Origin of the sequence: Afipia felis ATCC 53690, assembly GCF_000314735.2 — a bacterium.
Taxonomy (GTDB): Bacteria; Pseudomonadota; Alphaproteobacteria; order Rhizobiales; family Xanthobacteraceae; genus Afipia; species Afipia felis.
On sequence record NZ_KB375270.1, the window covers coordinates 840,185 to 859,896 of the forward strand.

The 19,712-nt window shown below is 62.2% G+C and carries 15 protein-coding genes, 2 tRNA genes and 1 pseudogene; 6 read left to right on the forward strand and 12 right to left on the reverse strand.

Going from position 1 to position 19,712, the window contains the following annotated elements; all coding sequences use genetic code 11:
• Positions 1 to 160: 160 nt before the first annotated feature.
• The 6 genes from HMPREF9697_RS04135 to dusB form a co-directional block, all read right to left on the reverse strand.
• Positions 161 to 1,018 (reverse strand): D-amino-acid transaminase, encoded by an 858-nt coding sequence (locus HMPREF9697_RS04135; RefSeq protein ID WP_002715899.1) that lies wholly within the window; start codon positions 1,016 to 1,018, stop codon positions 161 to 163.
• 3 nt (positions 1,019 to 1,021) lie between these two features.
• Entirely contained in the window at positions 1,022 to 2,392 is a 1,371-nt protein-coding gene (ntrX, locus tag HMPREF9697_RS04140; protein ID WP_002715900.1) for a nitrogen assimilation response regulator NtrX, read from the reverse strand.
• On the reverse strand, positions 2,382 to 4,661 hold the full coding sequence (locus HMPREF9697_RS04145; RefSeq protein ID WP_002715901.1) for a sensor histidine kinase NtrY-like: 2,280 nt from the start codon (positions 4,659 to 4,661) through the stop codon (positions 2,382 to 2,384). Before HMPREF9697_RS04145 ends, ntrX begins: the two co-directional genes overlap by 11 nt.
• A gap of 152 nt (positions 4,662 to 4,813) precedes the next feature.
• Entirely contained in the window at positions 4,814 to 6,259 is a 1,446-nt protein-coding gene (gene ntrC / locus HMPREF9697_RS04150; RefSeq protein ID WP_002715902.1) for a nitrogen regulation protein NR(I), read from the reverse strand.
• Positions 6,260 to 6,268: 9 nt separating this feature from the next.
• On the reverse strand, positions 6,269 to 7,426 hold the full coding sequence (locus HMPREF9697_RS04155; protein WP_002715903.1) for a two-component system sensor histidine kinase NtrB: 1,158 nt from the start codon (positions 7,424 to 7,426) through the stop codon (positions 6,269 to 6,271).
• Complete coding sequence (gene dusB / locus HMPREF9697_RS04160) at positions 7,423 to 8,457, reverse strand: tRNA dihydrouridine synthase DusB (protein ID WP_040308114.1); 1,035 nt, start codon at positions 8,455 to 8,457, stop codon at positions 7,423 to 7,425. Before dusB ends, HMPREF9697_RS04155 begins: the two co-directional genes overlap by 4 nt.
• A 224-nt stretch (positions 8,458 to 8,681) precedes the next feature.
• Between dusB and HMPREF9697_RS04165 the strand changes: the two genes are divergently transcribed.
• Positions 8,682 to 9,887, forward strand: a complete 1,206-nt coding sequence (locus HMPREF9697_RS04165; RefSeq protein WP_002715905.1) for a bifunctional 2-C-methyl-D-erythritol 4-phosphate cytidylyltransferase/2-C-methyl-D-erythritol 2,4-cyclodiphosphate synthase — start codon at positions 8,682 to 8,684, stop codon at positions 9,885 to 9,887.
• A 1-nt stretch (position 9,888) separates the two neighbouring features.
• Positions 9,889 to 10,359, forward strand: a pseudogene (locus tag HMPREF9697_RS20290) (CinA family protein); the annotation flags it as partial.
• Positions 10,360 to 10,393: 34 nt separating this feature from the next.
• On the opposite strand, the gene HMPREF9697_RS04170 reads toward HMPREF9697_RS20290, so the two are convergent.
• Both HMPREF9697_RS04170 and lipA read right to left on the reverse strand, forming a co-directional pair.
• On the reverse strand, positions 10,394 to 10,861 hold the full coding sequence (locus tag HMPREF9697_RS04170) for a type II toxin-antitoxin system RatA family toxin (protein WP_002715907.1): 468 nt from the start codon (positions 10,859 to 10,861) through the stop codon (positions 10,394 to 10,396).
• Positions 10,861 to 11,829: a lipoyl synthase gene (gene lipA / locus HMPREF9697_RS04175; protein WP_002715908.1), complete on the reverse strand. Its 969-nt coding sequence runs from the start codon at positions 11,827 to 11,829 to the stop codon at positions 10,861 to 10,863. The genes HMPREF9697_RS04170 and lipA overlap by 1 nt, the downstream gene beginning before the upstream one ends.
• A 157-nt stretch (positions 11,830 to 11,986) precedes the next feature.
• Here lipA and HMPREF9697_RS04180 point away from each other — a divergent pair, with 157 nt between their 5' ends.
• Entirely contained in the window at positions 11,987 to 12,586 is a 600-nt protein-coding gene (locus HMPREF9697_RS04180) for a DNA-3-methyladenine glycosylase (protein ID WP_002715909.1), read from the forward strand.
• A gap of 12 nt (positions 12,587 to 12,598) precedes the next feature.
• Here HMPREF9697_RS04180 and HMPREF9697_RS04185 read toward each other — a convergent pair whose 3' ends face one another.
• The 4 genes from HMPREF9697_RS04185 to HMPREF9697_RS04200 all read right to left on the reverse strand — a co-directional run bounded on the left by HMPREF9697_RS04185 (position 12,599) and on the right by HMPREF9697_RS04200 (position 18,687).
• Complete coding sequence (locus HMPREF9697_RS04185; protein ID WP_002715910.1) at positions 12,599 to 15,469, reverse strand: valine--tRNA ligase; 2,871 nt, start codon at positions 15,467 to 15,469, stop codon at positions 12,599 to 12,601.
• A gap of 134 nt (positions 15,470 to 15,603) precedes the next feature.
• The gene (locus tag HMPREF9697_RS04190; protein WP_002715911.1) at positions 15,604 to 16,251 is read right to left on the reverse strand and encodes a PopZ family protein; all 648 of its coding nucleotides are present in this window, start codon (positions 16,249 to 16,251) and stop codon (positions 15,604 to 15,606) included.
• Between the two features lie 156 nt (positions 16,252 to 16,407).
• Positions 16,408 to 17,820, reverse strand: a complete 1,413-nt coding sequence (locus tag HMPREF9697_RS04195; protein WP_002715912.1) for a TolC family outer membrane protein — start codon at positions 17,818 to 17,820, stop codon at positions 16,408 to 16,410.
• Positions 17,821 to 18,027: 207 nt separating this feature from the next.
• Positions 18,028 to 18,687, reverse strand: coding sequence for a protein-L-isoaspartate O-methyltransferase family protein (locus tag HMPREF9697_RS04200; RefSeq protein WP_002715913.1), 660 nt, complete (start codon positions 18,685 to 18,687; stop codon positions 18,028 to 18,030).
• A 183-nt stretch (positions 18,688 to 18,870) separates the two neighbouring features.
• Here HMPREF9697_RS04200 and HMPREF9697_RS04205 point away from each other — a divergent pair, with 183 nt between their 5' ends.
• From HMPREF9697_RS04205 to HMPREF9697_RS04215, 3 genes are all read left to right on the forward strand, one after another.
• Complete coding sequence (locus tag HMPREF9697_RS04205; RefSeq protein ID WP_002715914.1) at positions 18,871 to 19,119, forward strand: hypothetical protein; 249 nt, start codon at positions 18,871 to 18,873, stop codon at positions 19,117 to 19,119.
• Between the two features lie 62 nt (positions 19,120 to 19,181).
• Positions 19,182 to 19,255: transfer RNA gene (locus tag HMPREF9697_RS04210), tRNA-Cys, on the forward strand.
• Between the two features lie 158 nt (positions 19,256 to 19,413).
• Positions 19,414 to 19,488 (forward strand) — tRNA-Asn (locus tag HMPREF9697_RS04215).
• Positions 19,489 to 19,712: the final 224 nt, after the last annotated feature.

The following is a 19,712-nucleotide window of genomic DNA, read 5'->3' on the forward strand; positions in this document are numbered from 1 at the left end:
CCGCAGTCGTAGCTGTTTCTTGTTATCTCCGCCTGCATTCTTGCTGACGGATGCCACCCCCTGAGATCCCCCTCCGGGTGTTGCGTCGCAATTAAACGGCAGGCCCAAAGGTTAGGCAAGGCCACATCCTAAGCACAACGGATTAAATCGGCCAAAAATCTCAAGAAAAGGTCGAAAAACCATGGAAATGGTCCCGCAGTTTGAGGGTAATCGGCCCAGGAGCGCCCGTCCCGACCGGCTTTCCATCGATTTTGACCACCGGCATCACGATCTGGGTGGAGGCGGTCACGAACGCCTCGGCGGCGTCATGGGCCTCTTCGGGCGTGAAAGGCCGCTCCTCAAGCCGGATCTGAAGGGCCGCCAGCACCTCCATCAGCACCGCACGGGTGATGCCCGGCAGAATGCCGCTCTCAGCCGAGCGCGTGACCACGGTGCCAGATTTGGTGACGATCCAGGCATTGCTGGATGAGCCCTCGGTGACCATGCCGTCGCGGTCGACGAACCACGCCTCGTAAGCACCCCGCTCCTTGGCCTCCTGCTTGGCGAGCACGTTCGGCAGCAGCGACACCGATTTGATATCGACGCGTGGCCAGCGGTTTTCCGGCACGGTGACGACAGCGATGCCCTTCGCTGCCATCGCCTGGTTCTTTGCGAAGTTGAGGCTTTTTGCGGTGACGGTCAGGCTTGGTTTCACCGCCGGTGACGGAAAGGCGTGGTCGCGATGCGCAACGCCGCGCGTGATCTGAAGATAGATCAGCCCGTAGTGAACGCGGTTGCGCCTGACGACTTCATGCAGGACGGCTGCAAGCGCGCCCTCGCCCATCGGCGTCGCGATCCGGATTTCGCTGAGCGAACGCTTCAGCCGCGCCATGTGGCGAGGCCAATCGACCAGCGATCCGTTTCGGATTTCGCAGACCTCGTAGACTCCATCGGAGAACTGATAACCGCGGTCCTCGATATTGACGGCCGCGTCGCGCAGGTCGAGGTAGCGGCCGTTGACGTAAGCAATGCGCGCCATCGGTCAGCCGACTCCCAGCGCCTTGAGCTTGCGGTGAAGCGCAGAGCGCTCCATGCCGACAAACTCCGCAGTCCGCGAAATGTTGCCGGAGAAGCGGCTGATCTGAGCGATCAGATAATCTCGCTCGAATACCTCGCGGGCCTCGCGTAGCGGCAGGCCCATGATGTGCTCGCCGTTCACGCCGGTCGGCATCGCCGGGATCATCGAGCCGACGTCCTGCGGCAGCATATCGGCAGTAATCGTTGCCTCCGGCTCGCCACCCGCCAAGATCATCACGCGTTCGATGTTGTTGCGTAGCTGACGGACGTTGCCCGGCCAGACGTGGGATTGCAGCACCGCCATCGCGTCCTCGCCAATCTTGCGCTTCGGCAAGCCGGTGGTGCTCGAAATCTGGTCCATGAAGTAGTCCACGAGTTCGGGGATGTCCTCACGGCGCTCAGAGAGCGGCGGCACCCGGATGGGTACCACTGAAAGGCGGTGATACAGGTCCTCACGGAAGCGTCCCTCCGAGATCTCAGCTTCGAGATTGCGCGACGTGGACGAAATGATGCGGACGTCAACATTGACCTTGGTCGTGCCACCCGCGCGCTGGAAGGTCTGATCGACCAGCACGCGCAGGATCTTATTCTGCGTCTCGCGCGGCATGTCGGCGATCTCGTCGATGAACAGCGTACCACCGTGCGCTTCCTCAAGTGCGCCCGCCTTGCGCCCGGTCTCGCCGTCGGCAAGCTCGACGCCGAACAGTTCGACCTCCATCCGCTCCGGCGTGATCGCAGCTGCGTTGATGACGACGAACGGCCCCGCTGCGCGGCTCGACAGATTGTGCAGCGTGCGCGCGACCAATTCCTTGCCTGCGCCCGACGGGCCGACGATCATGATGCGGCTGTTGGCTTTGCCAGCGCGGTCGATGGTCTGCCTCAACTGATTCATGCAGGGCGACTTGCCGACCAGCGAACCGGAGGACGGCGCCAGCTGTTTCAGTTCGCGAACCTCACGCTTCAGCCGTGAATTCTCCAGCGCGCGCGTCGCAACCAGCACCAGACGGTCGGCCTTGAAGGGCTTTTCGATAAAGTCATACGCGCCGCGTTTGATCGCGGCGACGGCGGTTTCGATGTTGCCGTGGCCGGAGATCATGACGATCGGAACATCGGCATGATCCTTCTTGATCTGTTCGAGCAGTTGCAGCCCATCGAGCTTGCTGCCCTGCATCCAGATGTCGAGGAAGATCAGGTTGGGACGGCGCGACGCGATTTCCGCAAGCGCCGTATCGCTGTCGCGCGCCGTGCGGGTTTTGTATCCCTCATCGTCGAGAATGCCGGCGACGAGGTCGCGGATATCTGCTTCGTCGTCAACGATCAGAATGTCATTCGCCATGGGTTGCTTCCGCTGTTTCCGTCTTCTGTGGCGTATCGCCGGTCTTCAGGTCGGCGTCTTTCGGGCGGCCTGAGACGGCGAAGCGTAGTCTCACCCACGCCCCTCTCTGCCCCGGCCTGATGTTCGAGGCGTCGTTGAGTTCGATCTTGCCGCCGTGATCCTCGAGCACGCGCCCAACGATGGCGAGGCCGAGACCGGTGCCCTTCTCGCGGGTGGTGACGTAAGGCTCGAGCAGACGCGCGCGGCTCTCTTTGGGCAGGCCGACGCCGTTGTCGACGACGTCGATGATGATGTCGTCGTCCTCCTGCGCAGCCGTCACATCGATCCGCCCCTTGCCGAGTTCGTCCGGCGGCACTGCGCCGATCGCCTCCGTGGCGTTCTTGATGATGTTGGTGAGCGCCTGCGAGATCAGCCGGCGGTCGAAATTGGCCCGCATCGGATCCTGCTTGATGTCGGCTTCGATATCGATGTCCGGATGGCCGACGCGCATCAGGAACACTGCCTGCCGCACGGTGTCCGCAACATCCTCGCCTTCGATCACGGGTTTCGGCATCCGCGCGAACCTGGAGAACTCGTCCACCATGCGGCGGATATCGTCGACCTGTCGCACGATGGTGTCGGTGCACTGGTCGAATATCGCGCGGTCCTCAACGATGGTCTTGCCGAACTTGCGGCGGATACGCTCGGCCGACAACTGGATCGGCGTCAGCGGGTTTTTAATTTCGTGGGCGATACGACGCGCCACATCGGCCCATGCTGATGTGCGCTGCGCGGACACCAGTTCGGTGATGTCGTCGAGCGTGATGATGTAGCCTTCCTGTGCCTGCCCCGACTGCTCGGCCGTGATGCGGACGGAAAGATTGCGCGCGATACCGGCGCGGTTGATTTCGATCTCGCCCTGCAGCAGGCGGTGCGAACCGCTCTTAGCGTTGGCCATCAGTTCGTCGAGTTCGGGGACGACTTCCGAGAGCGGATGGTTCAGCGCCTCGGTTTCCACCAGCCCGATCAGCTTTTCCGCGGAGCGATTGAGAATGCCGATGATGCCGTTGTTATCGATGCCGATGATGCCCGCGCTCGCCGACAGCAGAACAGCCTCGATGAAACGGCGGCGGCTGTCGATCATGTTGCTGGCGCTCACAAGCTCATCGCGCTGGGTGCGCAACTCCTGCGTCATCTTGTTGAATGTCTCGCCGAGGCTTGCGAGGTCGCCCTCGGATTTGATGACCGGCACCTGAACGTGAAGATCTCCGGTGGAAACCAGATTGGCCGCGCTCATCAATCGCCGGATCGGCGCCACCAGACGATTGGAGAAATTCAAACCGATCAGCACCGCCGACATCAGCACCGTCAACGCGATCACTGTAAACATCAGTGCGAAGGCGACCTGGATGCCGAGCCTGCGCGATTCTAGCTGACTGTATTCGGCGACGCTCGCTTGCGTCTGCCGCAACTGTGCGACGACGCGCGGATCGAGCAGCCGCGCCACATACAGGAACGTATCCTGAAACGCACGCAGCCGGATCACCGCCGCGACATAGTTCTGCTGGATGAAGACGCCGATCTGCGGGTCGTCCTCGGTGACGTTCTTGAGAAAATCCGGCGCGGGCGTCGTGAAGCTCTGGGTGATGCCATTGGCGGCGGTCTCGAGGACATTGCTGTCCTTGTCGATGATCATCGCGCCCGGCAGGTCGCGCGCCTTGGCATTTTGAGTCAGCACATCGCGGAAGCTCTGGCGATCCTGGTCCCACAGTGGCCGTGCATTGGCGAGGTCGTTGGCCATGCCGAGCACGTCGCCCCGGATCAACTGGGCGTGTTCGTAAAGGTAGGCGTTGGCGATGGTCAGCGAATTCTCGATCACCGCCTTGGTGGGGCCCGAGAATAGGCGATCCAGTCCGCGATCGAGTGTGACGTTGGCGACAATCGACACCAGCACGGCGGGCAGCACCGCGATCACCGAAAACAACGCGACGATCTGGACGTGCAATCGCGCGGCTGCCCGGCCTCGCCGCCTGGCCTGGATTACCAGCCAGATTTCGCGCCCGATGATCAGCAGCAGCAGGAGAATGGAGGCTGCGTTGATCAGCAGGAAACCGATCACCACCTGGTGGGTCGGCACGATCGGCGTCAGGCCGGTCAGAACCACGAAGGTCAGAAACGCCGAGATCAGCGCCAGCGCGACCGCAACCGGCATGAACAGCCGGCGCAGCCGACGGCCTTGCGGCTCGGCAATGCGAGGTTCGATCGAGGCCGAAGTCTCCGAAGCGGTCATGCCCGAGGGTGCAAGGGTGAGAGAACGGATGCGGCATTACCGCATCAGTGATGCATTCATATCACAATGTTGCCGAATTGCGACAATTCCTAGGCGTGCCTAGAAGCGATTTTGCCCTATCCCACGGCAAAACGCCCCAGCCGCGAACACACCTAGCCTGTGCGGTAAACTTGGATATCGAGGTCGCGGATTTTCTTGCGCAAGGTGTTCCGGTTCAACCCCAGCAGGTCTGCAGCCCTGATCTGGTTGCCACGGGTTGCCACAAGGGCGGCAGTGAGGAGCGGAACCTCCATCTCGCGCAGAATCCGATGGTAGAGACCGGGCGGCGGAAGCGCATTTGGAAAGCCCGCGAAGTGCGCCGCCAGATAGCTCTCGACGGCGGAGCCGAGATTTTCGACCTTCTGCGGCCCGCCTCCGTTCACGGCCCCGGCGGCTGCGGCCGGCGCAAGCTCGCCCTCGATAACCGAGGCGGTCATGACGTCCTGCGGGTAAAGCGCGGCCAGACGGCGCGCGAGATTTTCAAGCTCGCGTACGTTGCCGGGCCAGCGGTGCTGTTTCATCCGCTCCATCGCCTGCGTATCGAGTTTCTTCAGCGGCAGGCCGTCCTTCTCCGCCAGCGCAAAAAAGTGCCGTACCAGATCGGGAAGGTCCTCAATGCGTTCACGCAAAGGTGGAAGTCTGAGTGGCACGACATTGAGACGGAAGAACAAATCTTCACGGAACAAGCCCTGCTGGATCAGGATGCGCAGGTCCTTGTTGGATGCTGCCACGATCCGCACGTCGGTCTTGATCGCGGTACGGCCGCCGACGGTGGTGTACTCGCCCTGCTGCAGCACGCGCAGCAGTCGCGTCTGTGCCTCCATCGGCATGTCGCCGATCTCGTCGAGGAACAACGTGCCACCTTCCGCCTGTTCGAAGCGGCCGGTCGCGCGTGTGTTGGCGCCGGTGAAGGCGCCGCGCTCATGGCCGAACAGTTCGGATTCGATCAGGTCGCGCGGGATCGCCGCCATGTTGATGGCAACGAATGGCCCGTTCCGCCGCTTGCCGTAATCATGCAGCGCGCGCGCGACCAGTTCCTTGCCGGTGCCGGATTCGCCGGTGATCATCACGGTGAGATCGGTCTGCATCAGCCGCGCCAGGACGCGGTAGATTTCCTGCATCGCGGCCGAGCGACCGACCAGAGGAATGGAATCGAACTCACCCTCGTCCGCAGCGCCGGCCGGACGCTCCTTCGGCTCGGCCAGAGCGCGGCCGACGATCGCGATCAATTCCTTCAGGTCGAACGGCTTCGGCAGATATTCGTAAGCGCCCCGCTCGGAGGCGCGGATCGCAGTCATGAACGTGTTCTGCGCACTCATGACGATGACTGGCAGGTTCGGGCGCAGTTTTTTGATCCGTGGCAGCAGATCGAAGGCGTTTTCGTCTGGCATCACCACGTCGGTGATGACGAGGTCACCCTCGCCCTGATTGACCCAACGCCACAGCGTGGCGGCGTTGCTGGTTAATCGTACTTCGTATCCGGCGCGGATCAGCGCCTGATTGAGCACGGTGCGGATCGCGGTATCGTCGTCGGCGACTAGAATGCTACCTGCTGGCATGGATCTTCCTCATGTGGCGCTGTCGCGTCTGGAGGCCGTTCCCGCGGCTTCCCCGTCGCTGTGGGGCTGGGTTGGATTGAACATTGGCAGCAGCACGCGGAAGATCGTCTTTCGCGGCTGAGATTCGCATTCGATGATGCCGCCGTGATCGCCGATGATTTTCGCGACCAGCGCGAGGCCAAGCCCGCTGCCGGTGGGCTTGGTCGTTACGAACGGATCAAACAGGTTGGGCAGCAGATCGTCCGGTACGCCATGGCCGTTGTCCCGGACGCAGAACTCCAGAGGCAGCGACACCCGCGTCGCCTTGCCGGGGATCGACAGGCGCACACCCGGGCGGAAGGCGGTGGTGAGCGCGATTTCCGGCTCGTCGATATCGGCGACCGCTTCGGCAGCATTCTTCACCAGATTGAGAAAGACCTGAATGAGCTGGTCCTGATTGGCGAGCACCGGCGGCAGCGAGGGATCGTAGTCCTCGATGAAGCGGATGTGGCGGGCGAAGCCGGACTGCGCGAGCCGCTTCACATGATCAAGCACCGAATGGATGTTAACTGGCCCGCGCGCGACCGGGCGTTCGTCGCCGAACACTTCCATGCGGTCGACAAGCGTCACGATGCGGTCGGCCTCATCGCAGATCAGCCGCGTCAACGAACGATCCTCGGGTGTTGCAGCCTGCTCCAGAAGTTGCGCCGCGCCACGGATGCCCGAGAGCGGATTCTTGATCTCGTGCGCGAGCATCGCCGCGAGCGCCGTCACCGAACGCGCGGCACTGCGATGGGTCAGTTGACGGTCCATCTTGTCGGCGATGGTGCGCCCCTGCAGCATCACTACGATGTGTCCCGGCCTCTCCGGCAGCGGCGCGACGTGAATGTCGACCTGACGGTCGGAGCCGATGCGCGGCGTCGAGAGGTCGACCTTGTATTCGTTGACGGCGTTACCATCGCGGCGGACCTGCTCGATCAGTCCGAGTAACGGACTGCCGAAGGGGATGAAGTCTTTCAACGACAGTCGCTTGAGATGCTGGATCGATGTCTCGAAGAAGGCTTCCGCCGCCATGTTGGCATCGGCCACCCGTCCGTCAGGCGCGATCAGCATTACCGGATTGGGCAGCGCGTTCAGCATTGCTTCGCTGATACCATTGGCCGCTCGCGTATCCGGTGCGACACTCATGCAGCCGCACTCCCTGCGAATGCATCGAAAGCCGCATTGAGCAAGGCATGAACCTCGTCCGGCCGCTCGCTGGTGAGGATCTTCCCGCGCCATTCCTTCAGGGCTTCAGTGCCTGCGTCAGCGCCCTTCTCCGCAACCTCAAGACCCCAACCGAGATGCTTGCGAGCATGACGCAGCCCGATGCGCGCGCCGTAATGCGAAAGAATATCGTCGTAGAGCGTGCGCAGATAACCGAGTTGCACGTCGAGCGCCGGATCGGATTCCGCCGCACCGCCTGCGAGCCGCCGCGCGATCTGTCCCGGTAGCCAGGGCCGCCCCTGCGCGCCGCGGCCGATCATCACCGCATCTGCGCCCGATGCATCGAGCGCCGCCACGGCGTCGCCATAACTGGTGATATCGCCGTTGACGACGAGCGGAATGGTAAGAGCCTCACGCACGGCCCGGACCGCGTTCCAGTCCGCCTCGCCCTTGTAGAACTGGCAGCGTGTGCGGCCATGCACCGTCACCATTTGTATGCCGGCAGCCTCAGCACGTCGCGCCAGTTCTGGCGCGTTGAGCGAGGCATGATCCCAGCCGAGCCGCATCTTCAGCGTCACGGGAATCTTCACCGCTGCGATGGTCGCATCAATCAGCGTCATCGCATGATCGAGGTCGCGCATCAGCGCTGAGCCGGACTGTCCGCCGGTGACGTGCCGCGCCGGGCAACCCATGTTGATGTCGATAATGTCAGCGCCGCCGCTCTCCGCGATGCGCGCGCCTTCCGCCATCCATTTCGCCTCGCAGCCTGCAAGCTGCACGACGTGCGGTCCGATCCCGGTCGCCTCGCAGCGCAGGACCGACATCGCCCGTCCGCGCGCGAGATCGTCACTCGCCGTCATCTCCGAGACAACAAGACCCGCGCCGAGCCGGGCTGCGACACGGCGCAGCGGCGCATCGGTAATGCCGGACATCGGCGCCAACAGCACCCGATTGGCGATGTCGATACCGCCAATTCGAAGGCCTTCTGCGATGGGGGCCGGATGGACGGGCACCGTGGTCTCTCTATTGGCAAAGGGATCGATGGTCGAGCGCATATTAAATAAGCAAATCACCTTGTTGCCTAGAGATTAGACAAAACCATTCAAAACACAAGTGCGGCGCAGCATTTTCTGCAAACGATTGAAAGGACATAGGTTCAGAAAGGGAACAGAACCCTCCGAATCCGGGCCAGCCTGTGCTAAGGAGCGCCCCAATCCTCATTTCTGTTGTGAGTTCAATGCCATCTTCCAAACGAGCAGCCGCCATTATCGTTGCCGGCGGACGCGGCCTTCGCGCCGGAGCCGGCGGACCCAAGCAATACCGGACTCTGGGTGGCCAGAGCGTGCTGGCTCGCGCCATGAGCCCGTTCTGCAGCCATCCCGGCATTTCTGCTGTCCAACCAGTGCGTCATGCGGATGACGCGGCGCTGTTCGCGGAAGCCGTGCAGGGCCTGACCTATCGACCGGCGGTCGCCGGCGGTGCGACGCGGCAACAATCGGTGCGCGCGGGGCTTGAGGCACTGGCGCAGGACGCACCCGACATCGTCCTGATCCATGACGCCGCACGGGCTTTCGTGACGCGGGATGTGATCTCCCGTGCGATCGACGCAGCGCTTGCAACCGGTGCGGCCATTCCCGTGGTCCCCGTCAACGATACCGTGAAGCGCGTCGGCGACACCGGCCTCGTGGAAGACACGCCGAGCCGTGCAGCATTGCGCATCGCGCAGACGCCGCAGGCTTTCGCGTTCAAGACGATCCTCGAAGCGCACCGCCGCGCCGCTGCCGAGGGTCGAGACGATTTCACTGACGATTCCGCGCTTGCCGAATGGGCAGGATTGACGGTCGCAACCTTTCAAGGCGATGCTGCCAACATGAAACTGACGACACCTGAAGACTTCTCCCGCGAGGAAATCCGCCTCGCCGCGGCGCTCGGCGATGTCCGCACCGGTACCGGTTACGACGTGCATGCCTTCGGCGATGGTGACCACCTCTGGCTGTGCGGCGTGAAGGTGCCGTTTAATCGCGGATTCCTCGCCCATTCCGATGGCGACGTCGGGCTGCACGCGCTTGTCGACGCCATTCTCGGTGCGCTTGCGGACGGCGATATCGGCTCGCACTTCCCGCCGAGCGATCCGAAATGGAAGGGTGCCGCCTCCGACCAGTTCCTGATCTATGCGGTCGATCTTGTGAAGCAGCGCGGTGGGCGTATTGCACATCTCGAAGTCACGCTGATCTGCGAGGCGCCGAAGGTCGGCCCGTTGCGCGAGACCATGCGCGCGAAGATTGCCGAGATCACTGGCCTGCCGGTATCGCGCGTCGCGGTGAAGGCGACGACCAGTGAGCGGCTTGGTTTCACCGGCCGTCAGGAAGGCATTGCCGCAACGGCAGCCGCCACCATCCGCCTGCCTTGGGCGGATGAATCGAATATGGTCGGGAGCAACTGACATGAGCGACAGCGCCACACGGGCGTTGTCCCGCTCCCTCCTCGATCTCTGCCGGATGCGTAAATTCAAGATCGCAACCGCCGAGTCCTGTACTGGCGGTCTTGTCGCCGCCGCGCTGACCGAAGTGCCCGGCTCGTCCGATGTCGTCGATCGTGGCTTCGTCACCTACTCCAATGAAGCCAAGCACGCGATGCTCGGCGTTGAGACGGCGAAGCTCGAGACCTTCGGCGCGGTGAGCAAGGAAGTCGCCATCGCTATGGCGTTCGGCGCACTCGAACATGCCGATGTCGATCTCGCGGTCGCTATCACCGGCATCGCCGGACCGGGTGGCGCGACACCGGGCAAGCCGGTCGGTCTCGTGCATTTCGCCGTCGCCGCACGAGACGGCCGCATCGCCCATCACGAGCAACGCTTCGGCGCGATCGGGCGCAGCAGCGTCCGGCATCAGTCAGTCATCGAAGCTTTGAAGATGTTGATTGAAATGGCACGCGGGCCGAAACCGCCGGTCAAGCGTTCGCGCGCGGCAGCCCATAGACTGCGTCCGCGCGCTTCTCGAACGCCGACGCGAACTTCTGGAAAGCGGCGTCGAACATCGCGCCCATCAACACCGCGAGCATCCGACTCTTAAATTCATAGGCGATGAAGAAATTCACATCGCAGGCAACGTCGCCCTTCGGCTCAAAACTCCAGCGGTTCTGCAGCTTCGAGAACGGTCCTTTCAGGTATTCGACCGTGATTTTTAAATTCGGCCGGTCGAGTGTCACACGGCTGGTGAAGTTTTCACGCACGAGCTGAAACGCTACGCCCATGTCCGCGATGATGGTCTCGGTCCCATCCGGATTCGTCGTCTGCTGGCGCACTTTCAGCGAGTGGCAGAGCGGCACGAATTGCGGATAGCGCTCGACATCCGCGACAAGATCGAACATTTGCGATGCGCTATGTCGGACGCGGCGCTTGTTGGCGAATTGTGGCATCAGCTCGCGGATGACGTCTTCGCTTCGCGCGCGGCTTTCAGCCTGGCGAAATCCTCACCAGCATGGTGCGAGGAGCGTGTCAGCGGACTTGCCGATGCCATGAGGAAGCCCTTGGTGAAGGCGACCTGCTCGTAACCCTTGAACTCATCCGGCGTGACGTAACGCATCACCGCGTGATGCTTCAGCGTCGGCTGCAGATATTGTCCGATGGTAAGGAAGTCGACATCGGCCGAACGCAGGTCATCCATTACCTGCAGCACTTCGTGGCGCTCTTCACCAAGCCCGACCATGATGCCGGATTTGGTGAAGATGGTCGGGTCGATTTCCTTCACGCGCTGCAACAGTCGCACCGAGTGGAAGTAACGCGCGCCGGGCCGCACCGTCTGGTAGCGCGAGGGCACGGTTTCGAGGTTGTGGTTGAACACGTCGGGCTTGGCGGCCACGACGACTTCGAGCGCGCCATCCTTGCGGAGGAAATCCGGTGTCAGGATTTCGATAGTTGTGGTCGGGCAGCTTTCGCGGATCGCACGGATGGTTTGCGCGAAATGCTCGGCTCCGCCGTCAGCGAGATCGTCACGATCGACAGAGGTGATGACGACATGCGCGAGGCCGAGCTTCTTCACCGCGAGTGCGACATGCGCAGGCTCGCCGGCATCGAGCGCGTTCGGCATGCCAGTGCGGACGTTGCAGAATGAGCAGGCGCGCGTACAGGTGTCTCCCATGATCATGAAGGTGGCGTGCTTCTTGTCCCAGCACTCACCGATGTTCGGACAGCCCGCCTCCTCGCAGACGGTGACGAGACCGTTTTCCTTCACGATGTTGCGTGTATTGGCATAGCCACGCGAGGTCGGCGCACGGACGCGGATCCAGTCGGGCTTGGGCGGGGAAACCGAGTCGGGGCGATGAGCCTTTTCCGGGTGGCGCGGCCTGACCTGCCGCTCCGAAATCGTATCGATCAAGGTGACCATCAAAGACCCGTCTGCGCTGTTTTGCGGCGCTTTACGCGCCTTCCTGAAGGTAGGATCACATGCCGATTGCGGCAACCCGCACCGACGATGTAACGTCCTTACCTAGCATATTTCCATACGCCGCGCATGCCCGCCGATTCACAGCTTCGCTGGTCCGATGTCCACAACTGACCGCCGTCCAGCGCTCGGCAAGCAATTAAAGCGCAGTTTCTTTGCCCGCAGCGTTCATGAAATTGCGCCGGAGCTGATCGGCGCGACACTGCTGGTGGACGGCGTCGGCGGACCCATCATCGAGGTCGAGGCCTATCATCACACAGAACCCGCGGCACACTCGTATCGTGGGCCGACGCCGCGCAACATGGTGATGTTTGGCCCGCCGGGCTATCTCTATGTCTACCGTTCATACGGCATCCACTGGTGCATGAATTTTGTCTGCGAGGCGGAAGGCTCGGCGGCGGCGGTACTAATCCGGGCGGTCGAGCCCATCCGCGGCTTGGCCGTGATGCGGCGGCGGCGCGGATTACATGATGAGCGCGCGCTCTGCTCGGGACCGGGCAAGGTCTGCGAGGCACTCGCGGTCAGCATCAAGTACAACGGCTGTGCGCTCGATACCTCGCCGATCGCCATCCACGCTCGCACCGAGGTGCCGGAGATTGCCTCAGGCGTTCGCATCGGCATCACCAAGGCGGCAGAACTGCCGTGGCGTTACGGCGCGAAAGGTTCGCGCTTCCTGAGCAAGCCGTTCCCGAAGGACTAGGTAAAACCCGCCCTAGCCTGCCGCCTTCAGCCGCTCCAGCGCGTCGAGAATCTTGGTGCGACGGCCGTCAGCCTCCTCACGCTTCTCGCGCTGCTCGTCGATCACCTCTTCCGGCGCGTTAGCTACGAACTTCTCGTTGCCAAGCTTGGCGTCGACGCGGGCGATGTCGGCTTCGGCCTTGGCCAGCTCCTTCTCGAGGCGTGTCTTCTCCGCGCCGAGATCGATCACGCCCCTGAGCGGAATCGCGGCCGTCTCGCCACGCACGAGCAACTGCAGTGAGCCCTGCGGCGCGCTCGCGTCGAACGACATCTCGGCCACGCGCGCCATCCGCTTGATGACGTCGCTCCAGCGCGCGGCACGGGCCTGTAGCTCCTTCGACGCGCCGACCAGGATCAGCGGGAACAGGGTCGCAGGCGCAATATTCATTTCCGCACGAACCGAGCGGATCGTGGTGACAAGATCGATCAGCCAGCCGATTTCCGCCTCGGCTTTCGGGTCGGAGAACGTTTCAGCCTTGGTCGCGGATGATGTGATCACCGGAACAGCAAGCGGATCTCCGGCCATCGCGGCCTGCATTGAGGCTTCCAGTGCGATCTCATCGTCGGGATGGATCGGCCAGTCCGCAAGCGCGAGCACGTTGTTGCGCTTGGCCGTCACCGCCCACAATTCCTCGGTGATGTAGGGCATGAACGGATGCAGCAGTTTGAGGATTTCGTCGCGTGCCCATGCGACCGCAGCCTGCGTCTCACGCTTCGCCTCGCTGTCCGGCCCGATCAATACCGGCTTTGCGAGTTCGAGGTACCAGTCGCAATATACGTTCCAGACGAAGCGATAGATCGCGCCTGCCGCGTCATTGAAACGATAGGCGCGGATCGCCTCGGTCACTTCATGGGTTGCGCGAGAGGTCTCATGCGCGATCCAGCGATTGAGCGTCTCCTTGCATTGGGTGGCATCGAAGCCCTTAGGCAGCGCGCAGCCGTTCATTTCCGCGAAGCGCGATGCGTTCCACAGCTTGGTTGCGAAGTTGCGATACCCTTCCACGCGCTGAGTCGAGAGCTTGATGTCGCGGCCCTGCGCCGCCAGCGCCGCCAGCGTGAAGCGCAATGCGTCCGCGCCGTAATCATCCATGATGTGCAGCGGATCGATGACGTTGCCTTTCGACTTCGACATCTTGGCGCCCTTCTCGTCGCGGACGAGCGCGTGCATGTAGACGGTCGGGAACGGCACATCCTTCATGAAGTGCAGCCCCATCATCATCATGCGGGCAACCCAGAAGAAGATGATGTCGAAGCCGGTGACGAGTACGCTGGTCGGATAATAACGTTTCACGTCTTTTTCGTCGTCCGGCCAGCCGAGCGTCGAGAACGGCCACAGCGCCGAAGAGAACCATGTATCGAGCACGTCCTCGTCGCGGGTGATGAACTCCTCGCGCCTGGCGGGATCGCTCGCCATCTCCTCCGCCTGCTCCGCAGTAATCACGCCCTCTTCGGCGTAATAACCGAGCGCCTTGCCGACGGCCTCTTCTTCCGTCTCTGCAACGAACACCTTGCCGTCGGGGCCGTACCACGCCGGAATCTGATGTCCCCACCAGAGCTGGCGCGAGATGCACCAAGGTTGAATGTTCTCCATCCACTCGAAGTAAGTCTTTTCCCAGTTCTTCGGCACGAACGTCGTCGCGCCGCCGCGCACCGCAGCGATGGCGGGCGCCGCCATCGTCTTGGCGTCGACGTACCACTGGTCGGTCAGGTACGGCTCGATCACGACATTGGAGCGGTCGCCGTGCGGCACCATGTGGGTGTGAGGCTCGATCTTCTCGAGATAGCCATGCTGTTCAAGGCGCGCGACGATCTCGCGGCGTGCGGCAAAGCGTTCCATGCCGTGCATCTCGGCAATCAGGTCGAGGCCGTTCTGGGCGATGTTCTTGCGGTAGTCGTCATTGTCCGCGAGCGCGAGACGGCCTTCGATATCGAGGATGTTGATCTGCGGCAGCTTGTGCCGCTTGCCGACTTCGAAGTCGTTGAAGTCATGCGCAGGCGTGATCTTCACCGCGCCCGAGCCCTTCTCGGGATCGGAGTAATCGTCAGCAACAATCGGAATCTTGCGACCGACCAGCGGCAGAACGACATTCTTGCCGACGACGCTGCGATAGCGGTCATCAGCCGGATTCACCGCCACCGCACTGTCGCCGAGCATCGTCTCCGGGCGCGTTGTCGCGACCACGATGAAAGTCGAGGAATCTTCGGGGTTGAAGGTCTTGCCTTCATAAGGGTAGCGCAGGTGCCAAAGGTTGCCCTTGACCTCGACCTGTTGAACTTCGATGTCCGAGATGGCGGTGAGAAGTTTCGGGTCCCAGTTGACGAGGCGCTTGTCCCTGTAGATCAGCCCGTCGCGATGCAACGCGACGAACACCTTCGCGACCGCGCGCGATAGTCCCTCGTCCATCGTGAAGCGTTCGCGCGACCAGTCGCAGGACGCGCCAAGCCGCTTCAATTGGTTGACGATGATCCCGCCGGATTCCGCTTTCCATTCCCAGACGCGTTCGAGAAACTTCTCGCGCCCCATGTCGCGGCGCGACGGCTCCTTGCGCTCGGCGAGCTGGCGTTCGACCACCATCTGCGTGGCGATGCCGGCATGATCGGTGCCCGGCTGCCATAATACGTCGCGTCCGCGCATGCGCTCGAAGCGGCACAGGATGTCCTGCAGCGTGTTGTTGAGCGCGTGGCCCATGTGTAGCGAGCCGGTGACGTTTGGCGGTGGAATGACGATCGTGAAAGGCTCTGCCTCACGCCGCTCGGGGCGACCGGCCTTGAAGGCTCCCGCGGCGTCCCATGCGGCGCGGATGCGCGGTTCGATCTCTGCGGGCTGGTAATTTTTCTCGATCATCACAATGCAATCACGGGGTCGCGGACGCGTCCGCCTGTCGGAAGAAGGGTGAAATGCGATTATAGCGCAGATGAGGCTTTAGCGGCCTGCCTGTGTGCGTCAAGTCCCGGAATGATCGAGGTTTTGGCGCGAAATCAGCGGCCGCGCGCCACGCGTTCGATTTCTGCCTTGACGATGCGCTCGACGAGGGTCGGCAGATTGTCGTCGAGCCAGGCCTTCAGCATCGGCCGCAGCATCTCCTTGACGAGATCTTCCAGCGTGCGCGCGTTGTTGGTGAGAACCGTGGTGGCGAGCGAGTTGAATGCCGACTCCACCGCTTTCGCGGTCGTCCCGCTCAGAACCGGCGGTTCCTCGATCTTGGGCGCCGGCGGAGGGGTTTCGGTGATTTCGAGATCGTCGTGCGGCTCGACCTTCTGGAAGCCATCGGCCGCAGCAGCAGGCATCGCCATCTGTTCGGTCAACTCGAAGACATCCTCGTCCTCGGCCTCCTCCTCGACAGGAAGCACTGCGGGAGCAGCAGCGACGGGTGCCGGCGCATCGAAACTCGCGAGCATCGCGTCGATGTCTTCCTGGCTGTTCTTCGCAGGAGCCGGTGCAGGCGCAGGAGGTGCAGGCGGCGGTGCCGCAGGCTTGGCTGCTGCGGGCTTGGGCGTCGCGGGGGCCGGAGCAGTCTCTGCCGGAGCCGCAGCGGCCGGCTTGGCGTCGTCATCGGAAATGATGCGCCTGATCGACGCAAGAATCTCCTCCATTGAGGGCTCTTGCGCCTTTGCCGGTTGGTTCATTTCCAACTCCACGTCATCGGCTTTCCAGTCCCCGCAAAGCCGCACTCCACTGCCGCGAATCGTCACGCAGCTCCCCGAAAAGGTACGTCAGGGCTGCAAATGATTGCAAGCAAAGGGCCGAGATCCCTCCCGGCACTTCCACAGCGGAGTGTGACGTCAGCGGCCGTCAGGCGTGCGGACGCCGAACCAACTATCGCGGACCTGATGATAATGGACCGACGGATCATAAACCGACGTCTTGAGCTTCAGCGTCACCGGCGACAACCGTCCTACCGCGTTGAGCACGGTGTACGACGCGACGACCCGGTCATGCTGCGCGGTGACGAGCGCAATGCGTGCATTCACAAGCGCCTGCTGCGCGTTCAACACGTCGAGTGTGGTGCGCTGGCCGACGCGGGCTTCTTCCCGCACGCCGTTCAGCGCGATCTCGGAGGCCGTCACCTGAGCCTGCGCGGATGCGACCTGTGACTTGGTTGCGATCAACTGGCCCCAGCCCTGCGCAACGGTCGCACGGGTCTGGTCGCGTACCTGATCGAGATTCAGACGCTGCTGCGCCAGCGATTCCTTCGACTGGCGGATCAAGGCGTATTCCGCGCCACCCTGATAGATAGGGATCGAGATGTTCGCGGTCGCCGAGGCACTGAACGCCTTGTACGTCGACAGGGTCTGCTCGTTGGCCTGCTGTATGTTGCCCTGCAACGTTACCGTGGGAAACAGCGCGCCCTCGTTTACCTTGACCTGAAGGTAGCTCACGTCGATGCCGTACATCGCGGCGGTGACGTTCGGATTCTCCACGAGACCGGTATCGACGGCCTGCGCCAGAGACTTCGGCAGATAGCGGTCAACCGGCGAGCCCGGCTGCGGATTCTGCGGATCACTGCCGATGATGCGGCGGTAGTTCGCGCGCGTGGTGGTGAGGGTCGATTCGGCGGCCAGCAGTTGCGTACGGCCAGCAGCGAGTTGGGCCTGCGATTGCGCCACATCGGTGCGTGTCACTTCGCCAACATTGAAGCGATCCTGGGTTTGCTTCAAGGTCTGCTCAAGCACGTTGACGTTGCTGCGCTGGACCTCGACGATCGCGGAATCGCGGAGGTAGTCCATGTAGATCGTAGAGGCGGCGAGCAGCACGCTCTGCTCGAGCACCCGCAATCCTTCGCGCGCGGCTGAAACCTGACTCTCTGCTGCGCGGGTCCGGTTCGCAGTCCGCCCACCGTTATAGAGGGTTTGCGTGATCGTCGCGCCGGCGCTCCACGGGCCGTTGATGCCATGCTGCTGCTGACGGATCACGCCGCCAAGGCCATCCGGCGTCTTGAGGACCGTATCGGTGTACTGCGATCCGCCACTCGCGGTCACCGCGACCTGTGGACGATAACCTGAAAGCGCCTGCGGCACGTTTTCGTCGGTAGACCGGACGGAGGCGCGCTGGGCGTTGAGCTGCGGATTGTCCTGATAGGCCCGCACAAGTGCGGATTCGATAGTCTCTGCCATCACCGGTGTGGTGGCCAAAAACAACATAGGGGCCGTGCTTGCGGCTAGCGCCAGGCGCCAGGCTTTCCCTGAAAACGGCATTACGATCCTTCCAATATCATCTTACGTAATTGGATTCACGCAAGAAAACCGGAGTACCGACTCACGCCGACTCCAGCTCAATCTGAAACATATTCGTCTCGCGAGCGCTGCGTAAGGACTTGTGAGTGTTTACTAACATTTAGCTCGCCGGATGGGGCTTCTCGGCCACACCCCGAAAGACTAACCCCCGTCAAACATGCCATCCGTTCAGAATGTGAAGGCTGGTAATCGCTTAAGGCCGCGCAGAACCGGCGCGGCCGCATCGAACAGGGTCCGGGCGCCGAAATCGGCCGCCGAGCGCGTCACGATGGTCGCGCGCGACGGCACCGAATGCGCGAACACGCCGACCAGACGGCCGCCGGACTTGAGTTGTTCATAGAGTGTCTGAGGAACCACTTCGGTTGCACCGTCGAGAACGATGACGTCGTAAGGACCCGCCGCGGAGTTTCCTTTCCCCGCCTCGCCCGCCGTCACGGTGACGTTGGACAGGCCGCAATCCGAAAGTGCCGTCCGGCTGGCGGCAGCCACTTTGTCGTTGGCGCAGACCGCAACCACCTCGGCTGCGAGATGGCCTGCGATCGCGGCGGCATAACCCGCGGCCCCTCCGGTCACGAGCACCCGGTCCGTCAGCCCGATTTCAGCGGCCTGCAGGAGCCGCGCCAGCACCACCGGCTTGATGAGATAGACACCGTCCTCGCCGTCGAGGGCGATGTCGCGGTCGAGATAGGCCAGCGCCTTCTGGCTTTCCGGCAGGAAGGCCTCTCGTGGGGTCGCCCGCATGGCATCAATCAGGCGCAGATCCGTCACGTCGGCAGTGCGCACCTGCGAATCGACCATATTGAAACGGGTGGTCAGGGCATCGGGCATCGGCGTCCTCGGAAAATGACGGCGGCCTTGGTCAAGGCCGCATTGTAGCTACTTTGACGCATCTTTGAGGCAAGCAAAAAGGAAACGCAAGCGTCCTCCGCAACACCGTGAAGCTTGCGAAATCGGCCAAAATCCTCAACAACCGCGCCCGGCCCGATTGGGCGGCGGAACAAGGAAAAGGCGATGAACGAGGCTTGGACCAAGGACGAGAAAGGCAACATCGTGGTGTTCCCGCTGGCCGGGTACGAGACGATGGTAGTGGAGAATCGGGCGCTGGCGCTCCGCCTGCCCTTCATGTTTCCGGGCGACCAGCAGACAAGCCCGAGCGGTTCGCTGCAACTCATCATCACCAATGCCGCCGATGTGCGCGATTTCGGCCAGGCCTTGATCGATGCAGCGGACCGAATCGAAAAAGCCGCGAAAAACGCCTGAACACACGACAAATCCGATGGTTGCCCCGCCGCGTGATTGGCTGTAACAGTCGCAGCCCTTGGGGCCACGTGGCGGAGTGGTTACGCAACGGTCTGCAAAACCGTGTACACCAGTTCAATTCTGGTCGTGGCCTCCAAGCGTTCTTTCAGGTCTTTCCTGCGCGTTTACGGGATAAAATCGTTCCCGATGATGGCGTTGGGGCGATTTGGTCGTGCAAGACATTAAGTCTGCACGACTTTTAGCTTGCAGAAGCTGGAGCCTTTGTTATATCGGCCCCCGACTGCATGGCAGCATTCCTCGGTAGCTCAGCGGTAGAGCATTCGACTGTTAATCGAATGGTCGCTGGTTCGAATCCAGCCCGGGGAGCCAACGCTTCGGCGATGGCTTACATACGCGGTCCACTCCCTGAATTTCAGATTGATCCTATCGCCGCAGGCGCGGGCTTACGCCTCTTGTGCCAGTCGCTTTGCTCTTCGCTCTATTGAAAGACCTGACTCAATAAGCCCGCTCTGTGCACAGCGGGTGCGCCCGGCTAAAATGAATGCTTCAAGCAAACAGGAAGTGTTTTTACATGAGCCTTGCAGATGTGTTCG

What these genes read in the sequence shown, in the direction of transcription:
- HMPREF9697_RS04190 (WP_002715911.1), bottom strand. Translation starts at nt 16,251, where the DNA reads ATGAACCAACCGGCAAAGGCGCAAGAGCCCTCAATGGAGGAGATTCTT.
- HMPREF9697_RS04155 (WP_002715903.1), bottom strand. Translation starts at nt 7,426, where the DNA reads ATGAGTGTCGCACCGGATACGCGAGCGGCCAATGGTATCAGCGAAGCA.
- HMPREF9697_RS04180 (WP_002715909.1), top strand. Translation starts at nt 11,987, where the DNA reads ATGTCCACAACTGACCGCCGTCCAGCGCTCGGCAAGCAATTAAAGCGC.
- HMPREF9697_RS04170 (WP_002715907.1), bottom strand. Translation starts at nt 10,861, where the DNA reads ATGCCACAATTCGCCAACAAGCGCCGCGTCCGACATAGCGCATCGCAA.
- ntrX (WP_002715900.1), bottom strand. Translation starts at nt 2,392, where the DNA reads ATGGCGAATGACATTCTGATCGTTGACGACGAAGCAGATATCCGCGAC.
- ntrC (WP_002715902.1), bottom strand. Translation starts at nt 6,259, where the DNA reads ATGCCAGCAGGTAGCATTCTAGTCGCCGACGACGATACCGCGATCCGC.
- HMPREF9697_RS04185 (WP_002715910.1), bottom strand. Translation starts at nt 15,469, where the DNA reads ATGATCGAGAAAAATTACCAGCCCGCAGAGATCGAACCGCGCATCCGC.
- lipA (WP_002715908.1), bottom strand. Translation starts at nt 11,829, where the DNA reads ATGGTCACCTTGATCGATACGATTTCGGAGCGGCAGGTCAGGCCGCGC.
- HMPREF9697_RS04195 (WP_002715912.1), bottom strand. Translation starts at nt 17,820, where the DNA reads ATGCCGTTTTCAGGGAAAGCCTGGCGCCTGGCGCTAGCCGCAAGCACG.
- HMPREF9697_RS04135 (WP_002715899.1), bottom strand. Translation starts at nt 1,018, where the DNA reads ATGGCGCGCATTGCTTACGTCAACGGCCGCTACCTCGACCTGCGCGAC.
- HMPREF9697_RS04145 (WP_002715901.1), bottom strand. Translation starts at nt 4,661, where the DNA reads ATGACCGCTTCGGAGACTTCGGCCTCGATCGAACCTCGCATTGCCGAG.
- HMPREF9697_RS04205 (WP_002715914.1), top strand. Translation starts at nt 18,871, where the DNA reads ATGAACGAGGCTTGGACCAAGGACGAGAAAGGCAACATCGTGGTGTTC.
- HMPREF9697_RS04165 (WP_002715905.1), top strand. Translation starts at nt 8,682, where the DNA reads ATGCCATCTTCCAAACGAGCAGCCGCCATTATCGTTGCCGGCGGACGC.
- HMPREF9697_RS04200 (WP_002715913.1), bottom strand. Translation starts at nt 18,687, where the DNA reads ATGCCCGATGCCCTGACCACCCGTTTCAATATGGTCGATTCGCAGGTG.